At 64.7% G+C, this 25,178-nt stretch carries 26 protein-coding genes, 1 tRNA gene and 2 pseudogenes; 20 read left to right on the top strand and 9 right to left on the bottom strand.

Going from position 1 to position 25,178, the window contains the following annotated elements; translation table 11 throughout:
• The first annotated feature begins 97 nt into the window (after positions 1-97).
• Positions 98-643, top strand: a complete 546-nt coding sequence (locus RMQ73_RS06530) for a VOC family protein (protein ID WP_310497280.1) — start codon at positions 98-100, stop codon at positions 641-643.
• Positions 640-1,785, top strand: coding sequence for an alpha/beta hydrolase (locus RMQ73_RS06525; RefSeq protein ID WP_310497279.1), 1,146 nt, complete (start codon positions 640-642; stop codon positions 1,783-1,785). Before RMQ73_RS06530 ends, RMQ73_RS06525 begins: the two co-directional genes overlap by 4 nt.
• Before the next feature lie 54 nt (positions 1,786-1,839).
• Here the strand turns inward: RMQ73_RS06525 and RMQ73_RS06520 are convergent, their stop codons facing one another.
• The 4 genes from RMQ73_RS06520 to RMQ73_RS06505 all read right to left on the bottom strand — a co-directional run bounded on the left by RMQ73_RS06520 (position 1,840) and on the right by RMQ73_RS06505 (position 5,561).
• The gene (locus tag RMQ73_RS06520) at positions 1,840-2,379 is read right to left on the bottom strand and encodes a PEPxxWA-CTERM sorting domain-containing protein (RefSeq protein ID WP_310497278.1); all 540 of its coding nucleotides are present in this window, start codon (positions 2,377-2,379) and stop codon (positions 1,840-1,842) included.
• 420 nt (positions 2,380-2,799) lie between these two features.
• Positions 2,800-3,447, bottom strand: coding sequence for a choice-of-anchor C family PEP-CTERM protein (locus RMQ73_RS06515; RefSeq protein WP_310497277.1), 648 nt, complete (start codon positions 3,445-3,447; stop codon positions 2,800-2,802).
• Between the two features lie 149 nt (positions 3,448-3,596).
• Positions 3,597-4,388, bottom strand: coding sequence for a LytTR family DNA-binding domain-containing protein (locus tag RMQ73_RS06510; protein WP_310497276.1), 792 nt, complete (start codon positions 4,386-4,388; stop codon positions 3,597-3,599).
• Between the two features lie 9 nt (positions 4,389-4,397).
• A complete protein-coding gene (locus tag RMQ73_RS06505; RefSeq protein ID WP_310497275.1) occupies positions 4,398-5,561 on the bottom strand; it encodes a histidine kinase in 1,164 nt (387 codons plus the stop codon).
• A gap of 125 nt (positions 5,562-5,686) precedes the next feature.
• Between RMQ73_RS06505 and RMQ73_RS06500 the strand changes: the two genes are divergently transcribed.
• Entirely contained in the window at positions 5,687-6,307 is a 621-nt protein-coding gene (locus tag RMQ73_RS06500) for a DNA-3-methyladenine glycosylase 2 family protein (RefSeq protein WP_310497274.1), read from the top strand.
• Positions 6,307-7,134 carry an RNA methyltransferase gene (locus RMQ73_RS06495; protein WP_310497273.1) on the top strand — a complete coding sequence of 276 codons (828 nt, stop codon included), beginning with the start codon at positions 6,307-6,309 and terminating at the stop codon, positions 7,132-7,134. Before RMQ73_RS06500 ends, RMQ73_RS06495 begins: the two co-directional genes overlap by 1 nt.
• 6 nt (positions 7,135-7,140) lie before the next feature.
• Here RMQ73_RS06495 and RMQ73_RS06490 read toward each other — a convergent pair whose 3' ends face one another.
• On the bottom strand, positions 7,141-8,643 hold the full coding sequence (locus RMQ73_RS06490; RefSeq protein WP_310497272.1) for an acetyl-CoA acetyltransferase: 1,503 nt from the start codon (positions 8,641-8,643) through the stop codon (positions 7,141-7,143).
• 163 nt (positions 8,644-8,806) lie between these two features.
• On the opposite strand from RMQ73_RS06490, the gene RMQ73_RS06485 reads away from it, so the two are divergent.
• Both RMQ73_RS06485 and RMQ73_RS06480 read left to right on the top strand, forming a co-directional pair.
• Complete coding sequence (locus tag RMQ73_RS06485) at positions 8,807-9,697, top strand: alpha/beta hydrolase (RefSeq protein ID WP_310497271.1); 891 nt, start codon at positions 8,807-8,809, stop codon at positions 9,695-9,697.
• A 91-nt stretch (positions 9,698-9,788) separates the two neighbouring features.
• Entirely contained in the window at positions 9,789-11,291 is a 1,503-nt protein-coding gene (locus RMQ73_RS06480; RefSeq protein WP_310497270.1) for an FAD-binding domain-containing protein, read from the top strand.
• Positions 11,292-11,347: 56 nt separating this feature from the next.
• On the opposite strand, the gene RMQ73_RS06475 is transcribed toward RMQ73_RS06480, so the two are convergent.
• Positions 11,348-11,424, bottom strand: a tRNA-Arg gene (locus RMQ73_RS06475).
• A gap of 151 nt (positions 11,425-11,575) precedes the next feature.
• On the opposite strand from RMQ73_RS06475, the gene RMQ73_RS06470 reads away from it, so the two are divergent.
• Positions 11,576-12,031 (top strand): hypothetical protein, encoded by a 456-nt coding sequence (locus RMQ73_RS06470; RefSeq protein ID WP_310497269.1) that lies wholly within the window; start codon positions 11,576-11,578, stop codon positions 12,029-12,031.
• Between the two features lie 57 nt (positions 12,032-12,088).
• On the opposite strand, the gene RMQ73_RS06465 is transcribed toward RMQ73_RS06470, so the two are convergent.
• Positions 12,089-12,976, bottom strand: a complete 888-nt coding sequence (locus RMQ73_RS06465) for a P1 family peptidase (RefSeq protein WP_310497268.1) — start codon at positions 12,974-12,976, stop codon at positions 12,089-12,091.
• 91 nt (positions 12,977-13,067) lie between these two features.
• On the opposite strand from RMQ73_RS06465, the gene RMQ73_RS06460 reads away from it, so the two are divergent.
• From RMQ73_RS06460 to RMQ73_RS06445, 4 genes are read left to right on the top strand one after another with little or no spacing between them, the layout of a single operon-like run.
• Positions 13,068-14,159, top strand: coding sequence for a type III polyketide synthase (locus RMQ73_RS06460; protein ID WP_310497266.1), 1,092 nt, complete (start codon positions 13,068-13,070; stop codon positions 14,157-14,159).
• Positions 14,159-14,863, top strand: a complete 705-nt coding sequence (locus RMQ73_RS06455) for a methyltransferase domain-containing protein (RefSeq protein WP_310497265.1) — start codon at positions 14,159-14,161, stop codon at positions 14,861-14,863. The genes RMQ73_RS06460 and RMQ73_RS06455 overlap by 1 nt, the downstream gene beginning before the upstream one ends.
• Positions 14,860-15,933, top strand: coding sequence for an FAD-dependent monooxygenase (locus tag RMQ73_RS06450; RefSeq protein ID WP_310497264.1), 1,074 nt, complete (start codon positions 14,860-14,862; stop codon positions 15,931-15,933). The genes RMQ73_RS06455 and RMQ73_RS06450 overlap by 4 nt, the downstream gene beginning before the upstream one ends.
• A 14-nt stretch (positions 15,934-15,947) precedes the next feature.
• The gene (locus RMQ73_RS06445; RefSeq protein ID WP_310497263.1) at positions 15,948-16,712 is read left to right on the top strand and encodes an NAD(P)-dependent oxidoreductase; all 765 of its coding nucleotides are present in this window, start codon (positions 15,948-15,950) and stop codon (positions 16,710-16,712) included.
• Here the strand turns inward: RMQ73_RS06445 and RMQ73_RS06440 are convergent, their stop codons facing one another.
• Together RMQ73_RS06440 and RMQ73_RS06435 are read right to left on the bottom strand one after the other, a co-directional pair.
• Positions 16,713-17,138: a hypothetical protein gene (locus RMQ73_RS06440; protein WP_310497262.1), complete on the bottom strand. Its 426-nt coding sequence runs from the start codon at positions 17,136-17,138 to the stop codon at positions 16,713-16,715.
• Between the two features lie 61 nt (positions 17,139-17,199).
• The gene (locus RMQ73_RS06435; RefSeq protein ID WP_310497281.1) at positions 17,200-17,781 is read right to left on the bottom strand and encodes an HNH endonuclease; all 582 of its coding nucleotides are present in this window, start codon (positions 17,779-17,781) and stop codon (positions 17,200-17,202) included.
• Between the two features lie 189 nt (positions 17,782-17,970).
• On the opposite strand from RMQ73_RS06435, the gene gluQRS reads away from it, so the two are divergent.
• From gluQRS to RMQ73_RS06395, 9 genes and pseudogenes are all read left to right on the top strand, one after another.
• Positions 17,971-18,846: a tRNA glutamyl-Q(34) synthetase GluQRS gene (gluQRS, locus tag RMQ73_RS06430; RefSeq protein ID WP_310497261.1), complete on the top strand. Its 876-nt coding sequence runs from the start codon at positions 17,971-17,973 to the stop codon at positions 18,844-18,846.
• A 49-nt stretch (positions 18,847-18,895) separates the two neighbouring features.
• Positions 18,896-19,696, top strand: a complete 801-nt coding sequence (locus RMQ73_RS06425; RefSeq protein WP_310497259.1) for a PEPxxWA-CTERM sorting domain-containing protein — start codon at positions 18,896-18,898, stop codon at positions 19,694-19,696.
• A gap of 94 nt (positions 19,697-19,790) precedes the next feature.
• Positions 19,791-19,967 carry a twin transmembrane helix small protein gene (locus RMQ73_RS06420; RefSeq protein ID WP_310497258.1) on the top strand — a complete coding sequence of 59 codons (177 nt, stop codon included), beginning with the start codon at positions 19,791-19,793 and terminating at the stop codon, positions 19,965-19,967.
• Positions 19,968-20,031: 64 nt separating this feature from the next.
• Positions 20,032-20,586 carry a cob(I)yrinic acid a,c-diamide adenosyltransferase gene (locus tag RMQ73_RS06415; protein ID WP_310497257.1) on the top strand — a complete coding sequence of 185 codons (555 nt, stop codon included), beginning with the start codon at positions 20,032-20,034 and terminating at the stop codon, positions 20,584-20,586.
• 27 nt (positions 20,587-20,613) lie between these two features.
• Positions 20,614-21,861, top strand: coding sequence for an ergothioneine biosynthesis protein EgtB (gene egtB, locus RMQ73_RS06410; protein ID WP_310497256.1), 1,248 nt, complete (start codon positions 20,614-20,616; stop codon positions 21,859-21,861).
• A 2-nt stretch (positions 21,862-21,863) separates the two neighbouring features.
• A complete protein-coding gene (gene egtD, locus RMQ73_RS06405) occupies positions 21,864-22,853 on the top strand; it encodes an L-histidine N(alpha)-methyltransferase (RefSeq protein WP_310497255.1) in 990 nt (329 codons plus the stop codon).
• Positions 22,854-22,989: 136 nt separating this feature from the next.
• Positions 22,990-24,192: pseudogene (locus tag RMQ73_RS06400) on the top strand (vanadium-dependent haloperoxidase); the annotation flags it as partial.
• A 60-nt stretch (positions 24,193-24,252) separates the two neighbouring features.
• Positions 24,253-24,348: pseudogene (locus RMQ73_RS14245) on the top strand (PEPxxWA-CTERM sorting domain-containing protein); the annotation flags it as partial.
• A 166-nt stretch (positions 24,349-24,514) separates the two neighbouring features.
• On the top strand, positions 24,515-25,178 hold a 664-nt coding region (locus RMQ73_RS06395; RefSeq protein WP_310497253.1), incomplete at its 3' end, for an electron transfer flavoprotein subunit beta/FixA family protein.

The following is a 25,178-nucleotide window of genomic DNA, read 5'->3' as shown; positions in this document are numbered from 1 at the left end:
CCAACCCATGTTGCCCGCCACTTTTGCCCTGCCAATCCGCTGAGCTTGCGAAGGTATCGCCGATACTGCCAGACTGCGCCAAATAGAGGAGTGACAGATGACAATCGTGCAGGAACTGGCCCGGACGGCGGCGCTGCGGGGCATTCATCATTCCGCCTATCGCTGCCGGGATGCGGAGGAAACGCGGGCCTTTTACGAAGATGTGCTCGGCCTGCCGCTCGCCGCCGTGGTGCAGGAGGAGAAGGAGCCGGGGTCGGGCCTGCCCAATCCGTTCGTGCATCTGTTCTTCGCGCTCGGCGACGGCAATTACCTGGCTTTTTTCGATGCGCCGGGCAGCGCGAAGGAAGGCGATTTCAAGCTGGTGCACGGCTTTGATCGGCATGTCGCCTTCGAGGCGGCGGACGAGGCAATCCTGATGGACTGGCGCGACAAGCTCAATGCTGGCGGCGTGCCCTGTTTCGGGCCGATCGATCACGGCTTTGTCAAATCGGTGTATTTCTCCGACCCGAACGGCCTGCCGCTGGAAATCACCACCCGCGCCGCCGACCACGACTCCATAATGGCAGAGGAGGCGAAAACTGCCCGCGCCGTGATCGATGCCTGGACAGCCCGCAAGGCAGCTGGATCGGAGCAGGCGGCTTGAGCTTTGCCCGCATCCCGTTGCTGATCGGCTTTCGCGAGCCGGTCGGCCTGCGCGACACCTATGGCGGCATCGGCGGCGTCGTGGCGTTGCAGGCCCAGCATCTCAAACCCGAGACGCCGTCGGACACCATCCTGATCTTCATGCACCCCATGGGCATCATGCATTATCTGCCGCTGCCCGGCGCGCTGGCGGCTGCGGGTGTTCATGTGCTGTCGGCGGTCTCACGTTATCCCAACAACGACAATGCGCTGATCATGGAAAAAGTCGCCACCGATCTGGGCAAATGGGTGGCGCATGCCCGTGACAAGCTCGGTTATGCCAAGGTCATCCTCGCCGGCTGGTCGGGCGGCGGCAGCCTGTCACTGTTCTATCAGGCCGAGGCGGAGGACCCGCGGGTCACGGCCACGCCCGCCGGCGATCCGCCCGACCTGACGGCAGCGGCGCTGCAGCCTGCCGATGCCGTGATGCTGCTCGCGGCGCACGTCAGCCGGTCGCATACGCTGACCGAATGGCTGGACCCGTCGATCATCGACGAGGGCGACCCGGCGCGCCGCGATCCGCAGTGGAACCTGTACGATCCCGCCTGCGCCCAGCCGCCCTACAGCGCGGCGTTCCTGGCGGAATTTCGCGCCCGGCAGATTGCCCGCAGCGCGCGCATCACGGCCTGGGCGCAGCGCACGCTGGCCGAATTGACGGCGCGCGAAGGCCCCCATGCCGAACGCGCCTTCATCGTCCATGGCACCATGGCCGATCCGCGCTGGCTCGACCCGGCGGTCGATCCCAACGACCGGGTGCCGGGCGGGTGCTATCTGGGTGATCCGCGCCTGATCAACGACAGCCCCGGCGGGCTGGGGCGGTTCACCACGCTGCGATCATGGCTCAGCCAGTGGAGCCTGCTCAGCCATGCCGATGGTGTGGCCTGCGGCCCGCGTATCAGCGTGCCGGTGCTGGTCATCGGCAACACCGCCGATGATGCCTGCACACCCAGCCACACGCGGCGCCTGTATGATTGCGTGGCGCAAGTGGACCGGGAACTGCACGAGGTGAAGGGCGCGACGCATTATTATGCCGGCCAGCCGGAGCATCTTGCGAAAGCCGCAGGAATCGTCATCGGCTGGATGGAGCGACACGGGTTCGTTTGACACGAAAATGGCCCGGAGTCGCCTCCGGGCCAGATTGTCGCTACTTGCCGAAGTTCAGGAAACGACGATCATCGGCCTGCGGCGGCGCATCGCCAGGCCCACCAGGCCAAAGCCGCCGAGCATCAGGCCCCACATTTCAGGCTCGGGCACCAGGCTGGCCTGCACATTGCTGAGCACCAGCGAAAGACCATCCTGCTCCCGGTTGATGAACTGGAAGTTCTGTGTCGAGCGCACGGCGGTGAAATTCACGACGAAGCGCCCGCCGACCATTTCGCCTTCAAGGCCGCCGACGTTGAACAAATGGTCGCTGACCTGGTTGCCGGTGGTGGTGGTAGTCAGCCGCACCGTACGGCCAGAACCCGCGCTCAGGGCGCCAAGATCGAAGGACAGCTTGTAAACCTTGCCGACCTGCAGGCCCGAAAGCTGCTGATAAGCAGAACGGTCACCAAGACTGGACAAGGTCACGCTGCTGTCACCGCTGGCGAACTGCCAGGCCGATGCGCTGGCCATGCTGGACTTCATGAAGGAAACGGCTGCTGCGGGGGCAGGCAGGCCGGCGGCCATGCAGGCTGCGATCAGTAACACTCTACTCATTTTGTTGCTCCTTGAGGGGGTTAGAGGCGACAGGATACAAGCAATAAGCATGCCATTTGCGCAAGTGGTTGATTCGTAACTAAATTAACCATGTATTTATAGTGACAATGTAAATTCAGGCTTACACTATTACCTAAACACAAAATAAACAGTCATAAAATTGCCAAAACTCTTTAATTGCTCGCTCATTTATGCGCGATGTGTGCCGATTTATTGGTTTGTTCCCTTTGGTCGGGATTGGTGCGAGTGGCGCTGGCCGATCAGGTCGACGAGGCCTTCGACGAACGCATACCAGATTCTTGCCGGCCCAAAGTCTGTCAGGGGTCGCCGGCTGCGTCTTGAACGGGCGTTGACATGTGCAACGAAAAACGGCCCGGGGCAGGCGCCCCGGGCCGTTTCATGCGCAGATTTTTGCTGCTGTCAGGCAGCGACCGCCCGGCTGCGACGACGCATCGTCGCGCCGACCAGGCCAAAGCCGGCGAGCATCATCGCCCACATGGCAGGTTCCGGCACCAGGCTGATCGAGACATTGTCGATGACCGGGCCAAAGGGGTTGTTTTCGCGGCTGAGGAACTGAAATGCGTGCATCGTGTTCACCGCTGTGAACGTGAAGCTGCGGCGCTCGTAGCGCATGTCGCCGAAGCTGTTGGCTGCAGTCACGTCATAAAAATGATCGAACACCTGGTTGCCGGTGGTGGTGGTGGTCAACTGCACCGTGCGCAAGCCGCCGCCGGGGTTGGCCGACAAGTCGAACGAGACGGTGTATTGCTTGCCGATCTGAAGACCGCTGATCTGCTGGAAAACCGAACCTGTGGACAAGGCAGACAGATCGACCGAGCGGTTGCCGTTCGACGCCTGCCAGAAGCCGCCGATCCAGTCGACACCAGCGGGTTCGATGACCCAGCCGGTCATGGACGCGTCGCCGGGGGCGAGTGTGTCGAAGGGCGCGCCGGTGAATGTGCCGTCTTCAAAGCTTCCGTTCAAAAACGCGACGGCATTGGCGCTGCTGGCAAGCAGCGTGGCGGCCAGAGCGGCAGTGGCCAGCCGGGCAAAATTCTTCGTACGCATGGACAACTCCTGGATGGTAGCGGGGGGGTACCGCGACCAACCAAGCAAGAAACGTGCCACCTGTGCAAACAATTGAGCCGCAAGGAAGTTAATATATTGTTTACACTTGATTTGTAAACCTCGATTTACATAATTCAGTAAACAAATAGTTAAAGGAAGCGTGCGACGACATCCCGGTAGCTGCGACTGACTTTTACTTGCGTGCCAGATGCCAATACAAGAAAACATTCGCCATTCGTGTGAGGTTTTACGCTTTTGATATTGTCGAGATTGACAATTGTTGATCTGTGAATGCGTTGAAACTTGCGTGGGTCGAGCCGTCTTTCAAGGTCTTTCATTGTTTCGCGCAAGATCAGCGTCTGATCAGCGGTATAGATGCACATGTAATCGCCAGCCGCATCGATGCGCTCGATATCGCCGACGTCGACGCGAAAAATCTGGCCGCGATCCTTGATGTTGATCACCTTCTCGAAACGGCTCGCTGCGGGCTGGTCGGCCATGTCATCCGGCACGGCGCCTGGCGCCACTTCGGTGAGGATTTCCTTCAATCGCTCGCTGTCCTGCGCACCCTGTTTTTCGGCAAGCCGCTGGCGGACGCGTTCGATGGTGTCGGCGAGGCGCTCCTGCTCGACGGGTTTCATCAGATAATCGACGGCCTGGGCCTCGAAGGCCTTGAGTGCGTGCTGCCCGAAGGCCGTGACAAAGACGAACAGCGGCGGATCGATATCGGCAAGCCCGGCCACCACCGAAAACCCGTCGAACCCAGGCATCTGGATGTCGAGGAACACCAGGTCGGGCTTGAGAGTCTTGACGGCGCGGATCGCCTCGCGGCCGTTGGCGCAGCGTTCGACGATTTCGACATCATCAAAGGCTTGCAAGCGCAACTCAAGGCCCTGGATGGCCAATGGCTCATCATCAACCAATATGGTTCGTATTGTCATAACCTCACCTTACTGCGTCGCCATGGCTGTGGGCTGAACAAATGGCAGGCTTGAGGCGGCTTGTGCTGTGCCGTTGGCGTCGGTCTGATAAGGAATGTCGATCAGCACGATCAGCCCGTGCGGCTGGTTCTCGGCCAGTTCGAACCGGTGGTCGGTACCATAGGCCTGTACCAGCCGCTCGCGGATATTGGCCAGGCCGACATTGGTGCCAGAAGGCTGGGGATCGCCGCTGGGCAGCGTGGCAACGCCGCTGAGGCCCACCCCGGTATCGGCAACAGTCAGCACCAGCCTGTCGGCCATGCGCCGCGCATCGATCAGAATATCGGCGCCGGTTTCAGACGGTGTCACGGCATATTTGACGGCATTTTCCACGATCGGTTGCAGCAGCAGCGATGGCAGCCGCGCGCCAAGTACATCGGGTGCGATATCGAACCGTGTGCGCAACCGCGCTTCGAAGCGTGTGCGTTCGATGTCGAGATACAGCTTCAGCGCCTCTGCCTCTTGCGCCACGGTGGCCAGTCCCTCGCGTTCGCCGACAAGGCTGTAGCGCAGGAACGAGGCCAGCCGTGACAGCATGGCATTGGCGCGTTCTGTCTGTTTCAACAGCACCAGCGTCGAGATGGAGTTCAGCGTGTTGAACAGGAAATGCGGGTTGAGCTGGTAGCGCAGCATTTCCAGTTGCGCCGAATTGGCCTGCGCCGCCACGCTCAGCATGCGTTCGGACTGTGCCGCAAGCAGCAGGTAATAGTTTATGCCATAATACAGCCCGGTCCAGGCACCCAGAACCGAGAAATCGAGCAGGATGGCCCCCAGAAATTCGATGCCCTGCGGCTTCCAGCCCGGCTGATAGAATGTCGCATGCGCCCAGACTTCGAGCACGGAAAACAGCGCGGCGCCGCCGCACAGGATCACCGTCGTCCAGATCCAGGTCCACAGCGGCCGCATGACGATGACCCGGCGATAGGCCGCCGCCATCAAAAGCGTCAGCGAAAACCCTGTGGCCGTGATGATCATCGCCGGCAGGATGAACGACACGCCCATGGAATTGGCCAATCCCGACAAAGCCCTTAGCAATAGATAGGCAATCCAGCCGCCGCCCTGAAGAATCCAGAAGGCGCGGTTCTTGTCATGGAAAAAGCCGTTGTGTTTCAGGTCGTCGAACATATCGGCCATGTCCATAACCCAGTGCGCCGCAAAACGCACATCTGCCTGTGCGTGCCGCTGCGCCAGCTGTAATCGGACATCATCCCCGTCAGCGGCTCTGGCCTTGACCGGCGCATGCGACTATCGGTCCGGGCATGGGACTGTCTGCCGAACAATTGCGCCTTGGCCTTGATGCGCTGGGTGCGCGCCACGCCGAAATCGCTGCGGCGCTGGCGGCCACCGGCTATCCCGAACCGCGGCTGCGCAGCCGGGGCGCCGGCACCATGATGCGGGCCATTGTCGCCCAGCAGGTTTCGACCAAGGCTGCAGCCAGCATCTGGAACAGGCTGGAAGCGGCCTGCGGCGGCGACATGGACGATCTGGCACGGGTCGCCGCGACGCCGATCGAGACATTGCGCGGTGCCGGCCTGTCCGGGCAAAAAGCCAGTTATGTTCATGCGTTGGCGCAGGCTGTCACCGGCGGGACGATCGATTTCGCGGCGCTGCCGCACGATGACGATGCGGCTGTGGCGCTGCTGTCATCGGTCAAGGGCATCGGCCGCTGGTCGGCGGAAATCTACCTGCTGTTTGCCGAGGGGCGCACGGATGTGTTCCCGGCCGGCGACCTGGCGCTGCAAATCCAGCTTGGCCGGCTGCTCGGGCTGGAAAAACGCCCCACCGAGAAACAGTCTCGCGACCTGGCGGCTGCCATGGCGCCCCATCGCGGCGCCTTGTCGATCTTTTTGTGGCACAATTACAATATCGTGGCCCTGTGATGCGCCCGCCTCTCGTTCATGACATCACTTCGGCGGCCAACCCCGTTTTCAAGACACTCAAGTCGCTGGCCGACAAAAAGGCGCGGCGCGAACACCGGCTGTTCCTGGCCGAGGGCTTGCGCGTCTGCACCGAGGCGTTGGAAGCCGGGCGCACGCCGGCCTATCTGATCTATGCCGAGGATGCGCAGGGCCACCCGCTGACCCGCGCGCTGATCGACGCCACCGGGGAGGCGCGCGGCATGGTCATCCGCTCCACCCGCGATCTTCTCCACCGCCTCACCGGCAAGGATAATCCCGGCGCGGTTGCCGCAGCATATGCTATCCCGGATACATCTCTGGCGCTGATCGACCGAGGCACTGCACCTTTGTGGGTCGTGGCGGAAAACCTCAAGGACCCCGGCAATCTCGGCACCATGCTGCGGACCTGTGATGCGGTGGGCGCCGGCGGCGTCATCCTGCTGGACCAGTGCTGCGACCCGTTCAGCCTTGAGGCGGTGCGTGCCAGCATGGGCGCCCTGTTTACCCGAAAAGTGGCGCAGGCCAGCGGCGACGAATTTTTGGCCTGGCTAAGCTCCGGGCCGGGGCAACTGGTCGGCGCTGCGCTGGACGGGCGCACGGTCGATTACCGCGCACATGCGTTTTCAGCGCCGACGTTCCTGTTCATGGGCAATGAACAATCGGGCCTGCCGGCGGACTATGCGCAGGCCTGTGACGCGCTGGTGCGACTGCCGATGCTGGGCACCGCCGACAGCCTGAATGTCGCAGTGGCGACCGCCGTGCTGCTGTATCGCGCGCTGGACCAGATGGACCCGCTGGCGACCGGCTAACCCGGCTCAGGCCATGTGCCAGCGTTGCAGTCCATCGTCATCAACACTGACCCGGCCTTCAAGCCCCACCGGCGAACGGTCCATGGCCAATAGTGCGGCCATTGTGTCAGCATCGCCGATATCGATGCGCCCCATGACCCGGTCAGTCTCTGGCGTGCGGCCGATGACGCTGCCATGGCTGGGGGCGCCGTCGCGGTCATAGACGACGCTGAACGTCTCAAGCCGCGCCTGGCCGGCATAACCACCGTCGAAATGCGGCACTTCGATGCGCGCGGCCTCGGCGGCGGCCTGCACATTCACTGGCAGCATCAACATGGCCGGCACGCCGGGGCTGCACCCGACAACCAGCGCGTGATGCTTGGTGACATAGCCGCCTTGCCCATACAGCAGCGCTTGGTCGGCTGGCTTGTCGCGCAAGGAACGCACCATCGCCGCTGCGGCATGCAGCATGTAGCAATTGAGGCCGGTGCCGGCAAAGCTCAGCCCGCCGGTCACCGACAGCGGCGCCGATGCGTCCAGCCCCAGCGTGCGCCGCGCCATCTTGGGCACGGTCGGGAAACAGCTGTACAGTTCCACCCGGTCAAAGGGCTTGCCAGCGATACGCATCGCCTGTTCGAGGACGGCATCCTGCGCCACCGAATGCACATACTGGTCCCGCTCCAGATAATCCATCGGCTCGGCTGCGGACGCCCCGCCATGAATGTGGATGATGCGATGTTCCGGGATGCCAGCCGCGCGCGCCACGGCAAGGCTGGTCATCAGCACGGCGGCAGCCTGGTTGACCGTGTTGTTGGCGACCATGCGCTTGGTGTAGGGCCAGGCAATCATGCGGTTGTCGCTGCCAGCCGTCGTGATCTCGTCGGCGCTGAAAGCCTTGCGGTTCCAGGCGTGCGGGTTGGCGGCTGCCACGGCAGAAATGGCGGCATAGGCGGCGCCGCTTTCGGCCAGCGCCTGTGCCGGGGTCAGGCCCCAGGCCGGCGTCGTAGCGTTTTCGTATAGCGGGTAGATATGGACCGGCTGCATGATGCCATGGCGGATGGCGAGCGGCGTGACATGTTCTGACGCGATGATCGGGTTTTCCGGCACCTTGGCCGGCGGCGTCCATGGCAGAGTGATGCCGGCGGCGCGCGCCTTGGACACGGCGTGCATGGCCTCGCCTCCGCTGATGACTGCCACCACGCTGTTGCCGTTCATGATGCGCAGCGCCGCCTCGTTCAGCCGCGCCATCGGCGTTTCGCCGCCGACCTGGCCATAAACGGCGCGCGGCGGCACGATGCCAAGCCGTTCGGCAAGCCGCTGTGCGACCCGGTCATAGCGCCATGACACGATGTTGATGACATCAAGGCTGTCGATGCGCGCCAGAAAGCCGCCGCCGGCATCCTCGTCGGCGCTGCGCACGGCCTGCGCCATCAGTTCCAATGGTTCGAGCGCCGATGCCGGGTCGGCCGGACGGTGGGTGATCTCGCCCACGCCGATGATGACGGGGGTGCGGTCAGGCGGCAACGACATGGCGGTCCCTTTTTTCAGTCACCTGTCCTTAGCCGCGCTGCGCGCTGTGCGAAATGCCCGAGTTTGGCAGGGTCCTGTAGGCTGTCTTGTGGGCTGTGCCGCCTGTGACGATGCAGGGCAGACGGCGGTTGACGCGCCTGTCCGGGTGCGCGACGAAGCGCCCATGACCATGGCCGGCCCCACATCGCACAGTTTCACCTCCCAGCGGCTTCGGCTGCACTATGCCGATTGGGGCAATGCCGGTGCGCCGCCCTTGCTGCTGCTGCACGGCGGCCGCGACCATTGCCGCAGCTGGGACTGGACGGCGCAGCAGCTGCGCCGCGACTGGCACGTCATCGCCCCCGATTGGCGCGGCCACGGCGATTCGGCCTGGTCGCCCGACGGCGAATATGGCTCGATGGCCTATGTCTATGATCTGGCGCAGCTGGTTCATCAGCAGGGTCTCGCACCCGTCACCATCGTCGCGCACTCAATGGGCGGCAGCATCGCCCTGCGCTATGCCGGGCTGTATCCGGACAATGTCCGCAAGCTGGTGGCGATCGAGGGGCTCGGCCCCAGCCCGGCGATGCTGGCCAAGCGACAGGCCGAGGATTTCGCGGCGCGTCAGCGCGGCTGGATCGAGGCCAAGCGCGCCGCCGCTGCCCGGCTGCCGCGCCGTTATGCCAATATCGATGAAGCGCTGGCGCGGATGAAAAGCGAAAACAGCTTTTTGTCGGATGAGCAGGCCCGGCACCTGACCATCCACGGCGTCAACCACAACGAGGATGGCACGTGCAGCTGGAAATTCGATAATTACCTGCATTTGCCCTGGATCAGCGATACGCCGCAGGACCAGATGGAAGCGCTGTGGCAGCGAATCACCTGCCCGACATTGCTGTTGTATGGCGAAAAAAGCTGGGCCTCGAACCCGCAGGCCGATGGCCGCGCCGTGCATTTCGCCAATGCCGAGGTCGTGACATTCCCGGACGCCGGCCATTGGCTGCACCATGACAGGTTCGACCTGTTCATGGCGACTATCGTGCGTTTCCTCTCTGACGCTCTCGCTGCGGCGTAGCTATTGCCCCAACAAGACTTTGGGCAGCCAATCTTGCCCTGCGACATGGCGCGCGGCGCGGCACTTCGGGCTGGAAGGTAAGGCATGCGGCATGGAAATCGTCTGGTTCAAGCGCGATCTGCGCCTGCATGACCATGCGCCGCTCGCTGCGGCAATGGCCGGCGGGCGGGCCATCCTGCCGCTGTATATAATCGAACCGTCACTTTGGGCGCAGCGCGACGCCAGCGGACGGCAGTTTGCTTTTCTGCGCGAATGCTTGGTCGACCTCGATCTGAGCTTGCAGGCGCGCGGTGCCCGGCTGGTGACCATGGTGGGCGAGGCTGCCGATGTGCTCGAGCGCCTGCACGCGGCGCACGGCATTGCCGCAATCCATGCCCATGAAGAAACCGGCAATCTGTGGAGCTTCGAACGCGACAGGGCCGTGCGGCGGTGGGCGCGCCGGGCCGGCGTGCCATTGGCCGAACGTCGCCAGCACGGCGTCTGGCGGGCGCTGCACAACCGCAACGGCTGGGCCGGACGCTGGGACGGCATGATGGCAGCGCCGCGCCTCGCTGCGCCCGACTGCATTGCCTTTGCCGGCCTGACCGGCGACCCCATTCCCGAGCCGGCGGCGCTTGGCCTTGCTGATGACCCATGCCCCGGTCGGCAGCGCGGCGGCCGCCGCGAAGGGCTGGCGCTGCTCAAGAGCTTTCTGGCATCGCGCGGGCGCCGCTATCGCGGCGCAATGTCGGCGCCTGCAACCGGCGCCGATCATTGTTCGCGGCTGTCACCGCATCTGGCGCTGGGTACTGTGTCGATGCGCGAAGCCTGCCAGGCGGCAACCAAGGCGAGGGCGCGGTGGAAATTATCGGACGACACGCAGTTCACGCGGGCCATAGATAGCTTCATCAGCCGCCTGCATTGGCACTGCCATTTCATCCAGAAACTGGAAGATGCGCCCTGGCTGGAGGCGCGTTGCCTGCATCCGGCTTATCAGGGGATGCACGCCCATGACGCGGCCCGGCTGGCGGCCTGGCTTGGCGGCAACACCGGCTGGCCGTTCGTCGATGCCTGCATGCGGAGCCTCGCCGCCACCGGCTGGCTCAATTTCCGCATGCGCGCGATGGTGATGGCGGTCGCCAGCTATCATTTGCGGCTCGACTGGCGGCTGAGCGGCACGGCGCTGGCGCGGCTTTTCACCGACTATGAGCCGGGTATCCATTGGGCGCAGGTGCAGATGCAATCGGGCACCACGGGCACCAATATTCCGCGTATCTACAACCCCGTCAAACAGGGCCATGATCAGGACCCGGACGGCGTTTTCATTCGGCGCTGGGTGCCCGAGCTTGCCTTGTTGCCGACGCCGCTTGTGCACGAACCTTGGACGGCGCCGCCCGATCTGCGTGCCGCTATGGCCTATCCCGTCCCGCTTGTGGGCCATGAACAGGCTGCACGCGAAGCCCGGGCCGCCATCACTGCCATCCGCCGCGACCCTGCGCATGCCCTGCCCGCCCGCGCCATCGTCGCCCGCCACGGCAGCCGCAAGGCGGGCTTGCCGGATACGACGCGCAAGCGGCAGGCCCCGCCTGCTGCGCAAGGCAGCCTCGACCTTTGATGATATGCCACATCAACGGAGCAGCCGCTGTGCGGCCACGAGGAAAACAAGGAGATTGGTGCACCCGGAACGATTCGAACGTCCGACCCTCAGATTCGTAGTCTGATGCTCTATCCAGCTGAGCTACGGGTGCAAGGCGGCGGTCATTAGCGGCGTGCGGCGCGCTTGGCAACCGTCTGGATGAAGATTAGCAGGTGGGAATGCGATATCTTTTTTGCCTTTGCCTTTTGCTCGGTCTTTCGGCGTGCGGCCGGGGGCAGCGTGCCGGAACCTGGCCGTCACTGATGCCACGTGCCGGCGAGACGTCGCCGATGGTGCCGCGCACGCCTTTGGGCGGCTGTACCGGCAGTGCTGGCTGCGGGCCGCAAGGCGTGGCTGCGTCGCCTGTGGCGCCCGCCGCCGTGGCAACCATCCCCGCCGACGCCGACCGGCAGTTGGCGGATGCCGCTACGGCTATCGCTGCGGTCGAAGCGCAGGTGCCCTTGGCGCAAGCTGCACTGATCGCCGCCGCCGCAGCGGCGCGAGCCGCTTCATCTGATTCGACGCAGGCGGCTGCGCTGGATGTGGCGGCTGGCGGTTTCGATGCAGTGTTCATCCCGCTCAGCATCACGCAATCGCGGCTTGATACGCTGGAGGATGCCGTGACGGGCCGGCTGGGCGGCGAGGCCGTGTTGGCGCGCGTTGCGGCCTTGCGCGCCCGGATATCGGTCCTGTCGGCGCTGCGCGATCAGCCGCGCTGACCCGGAGGTTCAAGGCGCTGCGCGATCAGCCGCGCACACGCGGCCCGGCAGCCTGCGTCAATCCAATCCCACTGCCCGGCGCACGGCGCGCGCCACCAGATCGGCCGCGATGGTGCCGATCTGCGTCAGCATGACCGGATCGGCGCCGGCGCCGGTGTCGGCCGCCGTGGACAGCACGAACAGGCAGTCACCATCGAAGGGTGTGTGGATCGGGCGGATGGCGCGGGCCAAACCGTCATGAGCCATCATGGCAATGCGCCGGGCCTGCGCACGCGTCAGCGGCGCATCGGTGGCAATGGCGCCGATGCAGGTGCTTTGCCGCGACAGCGATGACAGGCGGTCCAGCTTGGGCATCGGCACGTCCCCTTCTGGCGGCGCACCGGCGTAAACTTCGCCAAAGCTGTTGGCGGCAATCACGGCGCCGATGACATGGCCAGACGCCATGCGCGCCGACACGCTGCCGATACCGCCGGCGCGGCTGCCGGCGCGGGCGCCATGGCCGGCACCCACCGGCCCGGACCGGTCATCGCTGCCCAGCGCGCCAAACGCTTCTGCGGCCAACCTGCGATACGGCGGCGTCATGCCCCAGGCCTTGTTGCCGCCATTGGCCAGGTCGAACAATATCGCGCCCGGCACCACTGGCACGGCCGGCACATCCGGCCCCATCTCAAGACCCATGCCGGCCGCCGACAACAGCAGCGCCAGCTCATCGGCCGCTGCCAGCCCGAACACCGATCCGCCGGCCAGGCACAGGCCATGCACGCGCTCGACCAGATTCGCCGGGTCCAGCGCATCGGTTTCACGCGTGCCCGGCCCGCCGCCGCGCACATCGACGGCCATGACCACCGGCGCATCCGGCACGATCACCGTCACGCCGGTGCGCGCGCGTGCGTCATGGGCGTGGCCAAGCCGCAGGCCCGGCACATCGGAGAAGCAATCGTTCATAGACCTGCATCTATCAGTCACAGGCTGCCGGCTTGCAACTGGAACGGTTGCGGCGCAGCATCGTTACGTTGCCCAAGGAGCATTTCCCACCATGGCTGTTGCCCATATCAACCGTATCGGCACAGCTGTGCCCCCCAATGATGTTCATGAAGCCTTTGTGCGGTTTGTCGGCGGCATGATTACGCAGCGCCGCGACCAGTTGATCTTCAAGCGCATGGTCGGCCGCGCCGATATCGCGCACCGCTGGAGCTATTTCACGCCGGTAGCAGATCCCGATGGCTTCACGGCCGATGCCGAGGGATTCTATACGCCCGGCGCCTTTCCCGGCACCGCCGCGCGCATGGCCCGTTTTGAAAAGACGGCGCCTCTGCTGGCCATGGAGGCCGTGGCGGCGCTCAACATCGACGACGAGCGTGCCCGCATCACGCACCTTGTTGTCGCGTCCTGCACCGGCATGACAGCGCCGGGCATCGACCAGTTGCTGGTTAAGGCGCTTGGCCTCAACCCCGGCGTGGAGCGCACCGCCGTGGGGTTCATGGGCTGTTATGCGGCGGTCAATTCGCTGCGGCTGGCGCATCATTTCGTCCGGTCCGACCCCTCGGCGCGGGTGCTGGTGATCAACCTCGAGCTGTGCACCCTGCATTTCCAGCAAACCGAAAGCCTTGAGACACTGTTGTCGATGCTGCTGTTCGGCGACGGCTGTTCTGCGGCACTGGTGACCGCCGACGAGACGGGTCTGGCGTTGCAGGACTTTCGCGCCGCCACCATCGAGGATTCGGCGCAGAGCATCACCTGGGGCATTGGCGACCAGGGTTTCGACATGCACCTGTCGGGTGAAGTGCCCCAGAAAATCCAGCGCGCGCTGGCGGCCGATGCGCTGTCGCCGGATGGCCTGTTGCGTGGGCAGCGTCCCGAGGATTTCGGCGTCTGGGCCGTGCATGCGGGCGGTCGCACCATCCTCGATGCCGTCGAAAACGGCTATGGGCTGGGGCAGGGCGCGCTGCATTGGTCGCGCGACGTGCTGCGCGATTTCGGCAACATGAGCAGCGCGACATTGATGTTCGTGCTCCAGCGCATCATGGCCGGCATCGGCACCAAGGTGGAACGCGATGCAGCCGGCTTCGCAGTGGCGTTCGGGCCGGGGCTGGCGGCGGAATCCTTCCGGTTCCGGACGGTGGGCTGATGCCCGCAGCGCAGGCTGTCGATTTCTCGGTCCGTGCCGATTTGCCGGAATTGATGGATGACGAGGCATTGGACGCCGCCACCTATGCCGAAGTCATCGCTGACCTCGCGCGCGTCAATTCCATCACCCGCGCCCGCCCGCCGACGCTGGCGTGGCTGCGGCGTGCCAGTGCCGGCATGGCGGGTTTCTCGTTGCTCGATGTCGGCTTTGGTCATGGCGACATGCTGCGCGCCATTGCCGGCTGGGCGCGCCGCGCCGGACGCAGTGCCGATCTGGCCGGCATCGATCTCAACCCTCGCAGCGCGCCGGTGGCGGCTGCGGCCACCGATCCGGGCTTGGGCATTCGCTGGTTGACCGGCGATGCATTCGCGCTGACGGAACGCCCGGATTTCATCATTTCCTCGCTCGTCGCCCATCACATGTCCGACGCGGACCTGATCGCGTTCATCACCTGGATGGAACAGACGGCGGCGCGCGGCTGGTTGATCAATGACCTGCACCGCCACCCGATTGCCTGGGCCGGCTTTCGGGCGTTGGCGGCGCTGCTGGGCTGGCACAGCATCGTTGCCCATGACGGCGCCCTGTCGGTGCGCCGCGCCTTTGTGCGAAGCGACTGGGACCGGCTGCTGACCGCGGCCGGTGCGCCGCCGGCCCGCATCACCTGGCATCTGCCGTTCCGCTGGACCGTGGCGCGCGTCCGATGAGCCGTCCGGTGATCATCGGCGGCGGGCTGGCTGGTGCCGCAGCCGCCGCAGGCATGGCCCGGGCCGGACTGGCGCCGCTGCTGCTGGAACGCGAGACCTTGCCGCATGACAAGATTTGCGGCGAATTCCTGTCGGGCGAAGCGACACGGACACTGGCGAGGCTGGGCTTCGACCTGTCGCGGCTGGGCGGCGTGCCGATCACGCAGATGGCGTTTCACGCCGGCCGGCGCAGCGCCCGGGCCGCCTTGCCGTTCGTGGCCACCAGCATCACTCGCCGCGTGCTGGATGCGGCCCTGTTGGACCATGCAGCGATGCTGGGGGCCGAAGTGCAGCGCGGCGTCAGCGTGCGGCATATCCAGGGCGGCCGCGCCGTCACCAGCAACGGCGACGCCGGCGACGGGCCGCTGCTGCTGGCGACCGGCAAGCATGATTTGCGCGGGCAGGGCCGCGAAGCTGCTGGCGTGATCGACGATCTCATCGGCTTCAAGATGTTCTTCCGCGCGCCTGCGCTCCACCGCCAGATGGCCGGCACCGTGGCGGTGACGCTGTATGATGGCGGCTATGCCGGATTGCAGCCGGTCGAGGGCGATCGGCTGAACCTGTGCCTGCTGGTCAGCCGCGACCGGTTCAAGGCGTGCGGCGGCAATTGGGACGCGCTGCTGGCGGCATTGCTGGCGGAGCCTGGCCTTGCGGCACTTGCCGATGCCGTGCCGCTGCTGGCCCGGCCATTGACGATCTCCGGCGTGCCCTATGGCTATCTGGCGCCGCCGTCGGCTGACGGGTTGTGGCGGCTGGGTGATCAGGCGGCAGTGATTCCCAGTTTTTGCGGCGATGGCATGGCGATGGCGCTGCACAGTGGCTGGCTGGCAGCAAGGCACCTTGCCGGTGGCGGGGATGCGCCGGCCTTTCAGGCGCAGCTGCGCCGCGACACGGCGCGGCAGGTGCGGTTGGCGACCATGATGCAGCGGCTGGCAACGCACCGGCTGGGGCGTTTTGGCCTGATGACCGGGCTCGGCGCGATGCCGGCAGCGCTGCCATTGTTGGCGCGGATGACGCGCGTCGCAGCCTGAGCTAGAGCCAGGTCATGGACAGCCTGCCAATCTTCGTCACCTTGAAAAACCGCACCGTGATCATGGTGGGGCAGGGCGAGGCCGCCGACGCAAAAGCCCGGCTCGTCCTTGGGGCCGGCGGCATTCTGGTCGATGAAAGCGCCGTTGCTGCAACACTGGCATTTGTTGCACTGGAGGACGACGGCGAAGCGGCTGCGGCTGCGGCGCGGCTCAGGGCGCGCGGGCTGCTGGTCAATGTCGTCGACAAGCCGGCGATGAGCGATTTCCTAATGGGCTCCATCATCGATCGCTCGCCGGTGGTGGTGGCCATCTCGACCGGCGGGGCTTCGGCCAGTCTGGCCCGCGCGCTGCGTGGCCGGCTGGAATCGCTGCTGCCGGCCTCGCTTGGCCGGCTGGCAGATGCGATATTTGCGGCCCGCGCGGAAACGGCTGCCCGGCACAAGACACCGTCGGACCGGCGGCGCCTGTGGGAGCGTGCGCTGGCGCCCGGCGCGGCACTGGACCCGCTGCGGCCACTTGCGGCACCCGAACTGGCCGTTGCCGCTGCCATAACGGGGCAATCAGAGGCGCAGGATGAAGTCTGCGAAATCCACGTCACCAGCGCCGATCCCGGTGACCTGACGCTCAACCAGCTGGCGCGGCTTGGCCGCTGTGATTGGCTGGTGGTCGATGGCCCGGTGCCGGCGGCCGTCATCGACCGCGCCCGCCGCGACGCGGTGCGCCTTGCCGCCCGGCCAGATGCGCCGCCGGCAGGACTTGGCATTATCCTGGTTGGCTGATCAGGCTTTCTTCAGGACGCCGCTGGCCAGCATCGGCACCAGAAACATGACGATGATGCCGGTGTTCGAGACGGCGTTGAGGACAAATCCATTGGCGCACGAAATGCTGCTGTCCACGACATACCAGACCAGCAGCGCATTGGTGATGGCCGACCAGACCGGCCCCGCGCCTTCGCCCAGCGCATCGGCGCCGCGCATGGCCGCCGCCACCAGCATGGCCAGCCCCAGTGTCAGCGCCCCCATCAGGCCGACGGCAAAGCGCAGCGGTTCATCGAACACGGGCGCGGGACCGCTGTGGAGCAGGCTCATCGCCAGCGCGGCGGGCGCCGATGTCGCCGCAAAGCCGCCTGCGGCCAGCACAAGGCCGAACAGGGCGACCGCCCAGCACCAGACCGTCAGCCAATTGCGCCAGAAATTGCTCATCATCACGATGCTCCTTTTACCAGAGCCCCGATGTCGCACGGAAATGTAGCGAACGCTACATAAATTATGCCAGCAGTTCTGTGTCCCAATACAGATAGTCGCGCCACGTCGTGTGCAGGAAATGCGGCGGAAACGCCCGGCCATTTTCCTGCAACTGGTGGGTGCCCGGCTGGAACGGGCGTTGCCGCATGCCCATATGCGCTTCGGCCGGGGTGCGGCCGCCCTTTTTCAGATTGCACGGCGCACAGGCGGTGATGACATTTTCCCAGGTCGTGCGCCCGCCATAGGCACGCGGAATGACATGGTCGAACGTCAGCTCGCCGCCGGTGTGGCCGCAATATTGGCACGTGAAGCGGTCGCGCAGGAACAGGTTGAACCGCGTGAAGGCCGGGTGGCTCGCCGGGCGCACATATTGCCGCAGCGCGATTACAGACGGCAATTTCATCGCAAAACTGGGCGAGCGTATTTCCCGGTCATATTCGGCGATGATATCGACGCGTTCCAGGAACGCGGCCTTGATGGCGGTTTGCCATGGCCAGATCGACAGTGGATAATAGGACAATGGTGTGTAATCGGCGTTCAGAACCAGCGCGGGGCAGGATTCAGGCGACTGGCGCGCAGCGTCCAAGATATTGGCGTGATACATGCTTTCGCCCGTTCCCTTGCCGGGACTGACGCGCCGCAAACCACTGGCCCTGTCGCACAAAAGCGGTTTCCCGCCTTCAAGGCCGCTTGCGGCGGCCGATCCGTGGTTTCATATCTGATACAACAGTTCGTGTGTCGGGCAAATGACAATACCGTATTTAGCTGTGGATAATGTGGATATCATTGCGCGATGATCATCACGCGCTTCGCGCCCTCGCCGACGGGCGGCCTGCATCTGGGCCATGTGTATTCAGCGCGTGCCGCCTGGACCCTTGCTCGCGCGCCCCAGCCGTTCGAGCAACGGGCGCCGGAGCAAGGGGCGCGCGCGGCAAGCGGACGTTTCGTACTGCGGCTGGAGGATATCGACACCGAGCGGTGCCGCCCCGAATTTGCCGATGCGATCCTTGCTGACCTGGCCTGGCTCGGCCTTGACTGGGATGGCCCGGTCTGGCGGCAGTCGGATCGCGGCCCGGTGTATGCCGCAGCCTTGGCGCACCTAAGGGATGCCGGCCTTGCCTATCCGTGTTTTTGCACGCGCGCCGACATCGCAGCGGCGGCCAGCGCGCAGCATGGGCCCGATGGCGCCATTTATCCCGGCACCTGCCGCAGCCTGTCCGATGCCGAACGCATGGCGCGATCGCAAAGCATGTCACCGGCCTGGCGGCTGGACGTGGCAGCTGCTGCGGCACGCGCCGGTCCGTTGCTGTGGCACGACGATGATGCCGGAACCGTCGCCGCCGATCCGTGTGCCGGCGGTGATATCGTCATTGCGCGGCGCGGCATCGGCGCGGCCTATGCGCTTGCCGTGGTGGTCGATGATGCAGCTCAAGGCGTCACCGATGTCGTGCGCGGCACGGACCTGTTTGCCGCCACCCATGTCCAGCGGCTGCTTCAGGCCCTGCTCGGGTTGCCGGCGCCGCGCTACCACCACCACCGGCTCGTGCTGGCCAGCGATGGGCGGCGATTGGCCAAACGTGACACGGCGCAAACAATTGCCGCAATGCGCGCGGCTGGCGCCACCCCACATGAAATTTTTATTATGCTGGATATGGCCCCCTTGGCATGAAGGATGGCTCCCGATTACAAGCTGTTGGTAGTTCTAAGGGGGGTTTTTCATGCGCATGTTTCTGACAGTGACGGCTGTTGCGGCACTTGCCTTCCCTGCCCCGGTAGCGGCGCAGAAATATGTGATCCTGGGTACGGGCACCGGCGGTGTGATCAACGCCGCAAACCCGTTGCCCGGCCTGTCCGGCTTTGCCGGTTCGACTGTGAGTTTCGAATTTCATGTCGATACCCGTGCCTCGGTGTTCACGCCGGCTGCGGCGCCGGGCGGAATCGGCCAGGCCGGCGTCTGGGGCGGGTCGGTCAGCTATGGCCAGATCATTCTGCAAGGTAGCGGCGGACTTCAGGCGCTGAACCGCAATGCCAATGATCTGGGCAACATTTTCCTGATCAACGACACGGCCGTGCCGGGCAATGCCAATGCCCGGCTCGATCAGGCCACGCTGAGCAGCGGCGCACGGATTTTCAACAGCGCTCTGGTGCAAAGCTATGACCTGACCGGCCCGCTTGCGCCTGATGTCTTTTTGTCGAACATTGCCTTTGGCCGCACCCAGGTGGCGACCTTGCCGACTCTCCCAGGCCTGCTCACCGACCTGTCGCGTCCCGATTTTGCTGCGTTGCTGACAGCGCCGGGCACGCCGGCATTCCTTTCGATGCAGTTCCGGAAGGGTGCACCCACCGCACAGAACCAGTTTGCAGCGCTGCCGACGCAGACGCTGAGTGTCGGCAATCTCAACTTCCGCATCTTTCAGGTTGCCGAAGTGCCTGAACCTGTCAGCTGGGCGATGCTCATTGCCGGCTTTGGCTTGATCGGCGCCGCCTTGCGCCGCCGCCGGGGATACGTAACAGCGTGACCAGCGCGGTGCAGGCCTTGGTGCCGCACCCCCCTTCCGCCCTTGGCGATGGGTGATACAGATCTTCGTCATGCAGACCATGCTTGTTATTTTCATGATCGTCGCCGCCGTGGCCACCCTCGGTGTTCTGGCGCGCGGTATCATCATCATGGCGCGCGGCAAGGACGTGACCGGCGAACAATCGAATCGCATGATGAGCCTGCGTGTTGCCTTTCAAGCGCTGGCAATTGTCTTCGTCATCATTCTGTTCCTGATCAACCGGCCCGGTTGACCTCGACGCCGCTGCGCGACTGCGGCACAAGGCACGTATATTTCCTCCCCCCTCGAGGCACATCATGGTCAGGCTCAATCGCATCTACACGCGCACGGGTGATGACGGCACCACCGGCCTCGTTGATGGTTCGCGCCGGTCAAAGGCCGATCCGCTCCTGAATGTCGTCGGCAGCGTCGACGAACTCAACGCAGCCATCGGCCTGGCGCGGCTACACGCCGGCGCTGCCACTGCTGCCGATCTTGGCCGTATCCAGAACGACCTGTTCGATCTTGGCGCCGACCTGGCGACGCCGGCCGGTATCGATGGCGCGTTGCGCATTGTTCCGGCGCAGGTCAGCTGGATCGAGCAGCGGATCGATGCCGCCAACGAGACACTGGCGCCGCTGACCAGCTTCATCCTGCCCGCCGGCACCCCGGCAGCCACGGCCTTGCACATGGCACGCACCATCGCCCGCCGGGCCGAACGCGATGCCGTTGCCGCTGCCCATGCCGGCGAGGCGCTGGCTGCCCCCGCACTGCAGTACCTCAACCGCTTGTCGGATCTGCTGTTCGTCCTGTCGCGCGTTGAAAATGCTGCTGACGGCGATGTGCTTTGGGTGCCCGGCGCCAATCGTTGATCGTCAATGCGTGCAGGAGAAGCGGTGATGACGGCAATCATGCCCGGCCCAGAACCCTGCGAAATGGATGCGCTGGCAGCTCGGTTCGCCGCGACGCGCCGGCTCAGCGTCGCTCTGGCCGCACCGTTGTCCGATGCCGATGCCAGCGCGCAGTCCATGGCCGATGCTTCGCCGGCGAAATGGCATCTGGCGCACACCAGCTGGTTCTTTGAAACCTTCATCCTTGCTGGCCAGCCCGATTATCGCCTGTTCGACGAGCGCTTCGGCTATCTGTTCAACAGCTATTACGAAGCCGCTGGCCCGCGCCATGGCCGCGCCCACCGTGGTTTGCTGACCCGGCCCGGCCTTGCCGACGTGCTGGCCTATCGCGCCCATGTCGATACCGCGATGGAACGCCTGCTGGATGACAAGCGTATCGAAATCGCGGGAATCGCCGAACTGGGTATCAACCATGAAATGCAGCATCAGGAGTTGCTTCTGACCGACATGCTCGACCTGTTTGCAGCCAATCCGCTCGAACCGGCGATGTTCCCGGCTTCGGCGGCTGCCGCGCCGGCTGGCGATGATGGCTGGCACCGGCACGATGGGGGCATCTGGCGTATCGGCCATCATGGCAACGGCTTTGCCTTTGATTGCGAAGGGCCGGCGCATGATGTTTTGCTGCGGCCGTTTGCGCTGGCGAAACGACCCGTCAGCAACGCCGATTGGCAGGCCTTTATCGCCGATGGCGGCTACCGAACACCTTCGCTGTGGTTGTCCGATGGCTGGGCGTGGGTGCAGCGCGAAGCCATTGGCGCGCCGGCCCATTGGCGCCTTGGGGACGCCGGCTGGACCAGCTTTACTTTGGCCGGCCGCCAGCCGCTCGCCCCGGATGCGCCAGTCACCCATGTCAGCCACTACGAAGCCGATGCCTTTGCCGCCTGGGCCGGTGCGCGGCTGCCGACAGAGGCGGAATGGGAGGTTGCGGCTCATGCCGATGACGCCAAGGCCGGCAACCAGCTCGACCGGGCCGGGGCGGCGATGCCCCTCGGCAGCGCCGGGCTGTTCGGTGATGTCTGGCAATGGACGGCGTCGGCCTTCCTGCCCTATCCGGGTTTTCGTGCCGCGCCGGGCGCGGTGGGCGAATACAATGGCAAGTTCATGAACGGCCAGATGGTGCTCAAGGGCGCCAGCTGCGCCACGCCGCGCGGCAGCAGCCGGGCAACTGTGCGCAATTTCTTCTATCCGCACCAACGCTGGCAGTTCACCGGCGTGCGACTGGCCAAGGAACTCTGACCATGCCGCAGCCGCTGCTTGTCCGTGATGACGACCCTGATTTTGCCGGCGAATTTGCAGCGGCCGTGCTGGCCGGGCTCTCTCAGCCGCAAAAGGTCATTCCGGCGCGGTTCTTTTATGACCGCATCGGCTCCGAGCTGTTCGAGGCAATCACCGGCCTCCCCGAATACTACCCCACGCGCACCGAGATCGGCATCCTGACGCAAAACGCCGCCGCCATCGCCGCCAGCATCGGTCCGGGCCGTGCCGTGATCGAGTTCGGCTCCGGCAGTTCAGCCAAGACCCCGCTGCTGCTGCGGGCGACCGCGCCGGCGGCCTATGTGCCGGTCGACATATCGGCTGAATTTCTCCAGCAATCGGCGGGCGCACTCGCAGCGGATTTTCCGGGCCTGCCGGTGCTGCCTGTCGCGGCGGATTTTACCGCGCCCTTCCGCCTGCCTGCAAGCATTACGGCGCTGCCCAAACTCGGTTTTTTCCCCGGCTCGACGCTTGGCAACCTGGCGCCCGATGCCGCCATCGACTTGCTGCGCGGTTTCGCAGCCACGCTGGGTGAGGGAAGCTGGCTGCTGATCGGGCTCGATAACGCGCCCGGCGAAGGCAAATCGCAAGGGTCGCTGGAAGCCGCCTATGACGATGCACAGGGCGTTACCGCCGCCTTTAACCTCAACCTTTTGCACCGCATGAACCGCGAACTTGGCGGCACCATCAACACTGCGGACTTCGCCCATCGCGCGGTGTGGAATGCCGATCTTGGCCGCATCGAAATGCACCTCGTTGCAAGGCGCGATACCGGTTTCACTGTCGCCGGCCAGCCATTTTCGCTGACCGCCGGCGCGTACATCCATACCGAAAACAGCCATAAATGGACTCTGATCGAACAGCGGCTGATGGCCCGTGCGTCGGGCTGGACGCCGCACTCTTGCTGGATGGACCCCGCCGGCCTTTTTGCCGTGCATCTCTGGCGCCGCCCGGTGCCGGCAATGGCGCCCTGAACGGCACGGACGCCCGGGGCGTTTTGCTAGGTCCGGCACTGGCGTAGTAGCCGCGCCGGTCACGCAAACTTAATGCAGCTCGTCTAAGAACGAAAAAAATCTGGGGCGCTATTTTCAAACTCGGGGGAGTTAAACAATGAAATCTACCAGACTGGGCCTTTTGGCACTGGCCGCTGTCCTTGTGTCCGGCGTTCCAGCCAGCATGGCCAACGCCAGTTCCGCCGTGACCACCGTCAACAACCGGTTGCTGAACACGATCCGTGCCAGCGCGGCCACGACGCCGCCGCCGCGTGCCTCACGCGCCATCAGCATGGTCGGCATCTCGATGTTCGATGCCGTCAATGCGGCGTCCGGCATGGCTTACAATTCCTACAGTTATGGCGGCGGCGCCGTGGCCGGCCTGTCGCGTGATGCCGTGGCGCTGGCGTCGGGCTATACGATGATGGCCAGTCTTTTCCCGGCGCTGTCGGCGACACTGAACGCCGATCTCACCACCCAGTTGAACGGCCTTTCGATCAGCGCTTCGCAGCGCGCCGCCAGCCTCGCCTTTGGCCAATCGGTGGCCAACAACCTGTTTGCCGCCCGTGCCGGCGATGGTTCGGCCACGGCGCAAATCCCGTATGTGCCCGGCGCCAATCCCGGCGATTTCCAGCCGACCAACGCCAACCCCCCGGTGCTGCCGGGCTGGGGCAATGTCACGACATTCGGCGTCCAGAACAGCGCCCAGTTCGATGTCGGCGCCCCGCTGGCCGTCGGTTCGGCCGAATGGATTGCCGATTACAACCAAGTCAAGGCGCTGGGCTGCAGCACCTGCGGCACCGCCGAACAGCAGACGATTGCGCGCTATTGGGCCGATGGCGGCGGCACGTTTACGCCGCCGGGCCATTGGCTCGATATCGCAACGGGCCTGATCGGTGATCGCGATCTGTCCACCATGCAGGCCGCGCGCCTGACCGCGCTGGTCGGCGCATCGGTTGCCGACGCCGGCATCACGGCATGGAACACCAAATACACCTACAACACCTGGCGCCCGGTCACGGCCATTCGCGCCTGCACGATTGCCACCTGCGGCGTCGAAGGTGATCCGACCTGGACGCCGCTCCTCGCGACTCCGAACTTCCCGTCCTACACATCCGGCCACAGCACCTTTTCGGGCAGCGGCGCTGGCGCGTTGGCGCGTTTCTTCGGCAACGACAACATCGCCTTTTGCACCGGGGCTGATCCCGCCTCGGGCATTGTAGGCGAGCGTTGCTTCGGCAGCTTCAGCGAAGCGGCCTATGAAGCCGGCATCAGCCGTATCTTTGGCGGCATCCACTACGAACACGATAATGGCCGTGCAGTCGTTGCCGGGCAGAACATAGGCAACTACGTCTTCAACAACAACTTCGAGCTGAACGGCGTGCCGGAGCCGGCAAGCTGGGCCATGCTCATCGCTGGCTTTGGCCTGACCGGTGCCACCATGCGCCGCCGCCGCCAGACCGTCGTCACTGCCTGACGCTGCCGCGCGCAAAACACGAGTCCGGTCCCGGCAAGCGCCGGGACCGGACTTTTTTTGTGCCGCCGCTGTCGCAGGTTCACGTTAACGTCAACTTGGCTCTTGACCCTTTGGCCCGCCTGCGCCAAGGGCAGCATATTCATTTCAAGCCTTGGGAAAACAGACGATGAAAGTGCTGGTCCCCGTCAAGCGGGTCGTCGATTACAACGTCAAGGTCCGGGTCAAATCCGACCAGACCGGCGTTGAGCTCGCCAATATCAAGATGAGCATGAACCCTTTTGACGAAATCGCCGTCGAGGAAGCCCTGCGCCTGCGCGAAAAGGGCGCCGCGACCGAAGTCATCGTCGTGTCCATCGGCGTGCAGCAATGCACCGAAACCCTGCGCACCGCACTGGCCATGGGGGCCGATCGCGGCATCCTGGTGACCACCGATGTCGCCACCGAATCGCTTGGTGTTGCCAAGATCCTCGCCGCCATCGCCCGTGAAGAAGGCTCCGGCCTGATCATCCTTGGCAAGCAGGCCATCGACGACGATGCCAACCAGACCGGCCAGATGCTCGCCGCATTGCTCGATTGGCCGCAGGGCACCTTCGCATCCAAGGTGACTGTCGCCGGCGACCGGGTCCATGTCGAACGCGAAGTCGATGGCGGCTCCGAAACCGTTGACCTCAAGATGCCGGCGATCATCACTACCGATCTGCGTCTCAACGAGCCGCGCTATGCCTCGCTGCCCAACATCATGAAGGCCAAGTCCAAGCCGATCGCGCAGAAAACGCCGGACGATTACGGTGTCGATGTGACGCCGCGCCTGACCGTCACCAAGGTTGTCG

It is taken from the genome of Sandarakinorhabdus sp. (genome assembly GCF_031430775.1).
Lineage (GTDB): Bacteria > Pseudomonadota > Alphaproteobacteria > Sphingomonadales > Sphingomonadaceae > Sandarakinorhabdus.
The sequence above is the reverse complement of the archived record's forward strand: the minus strand, read 5'-3'. Positions and strand labels throughout refer to the sequence as shown.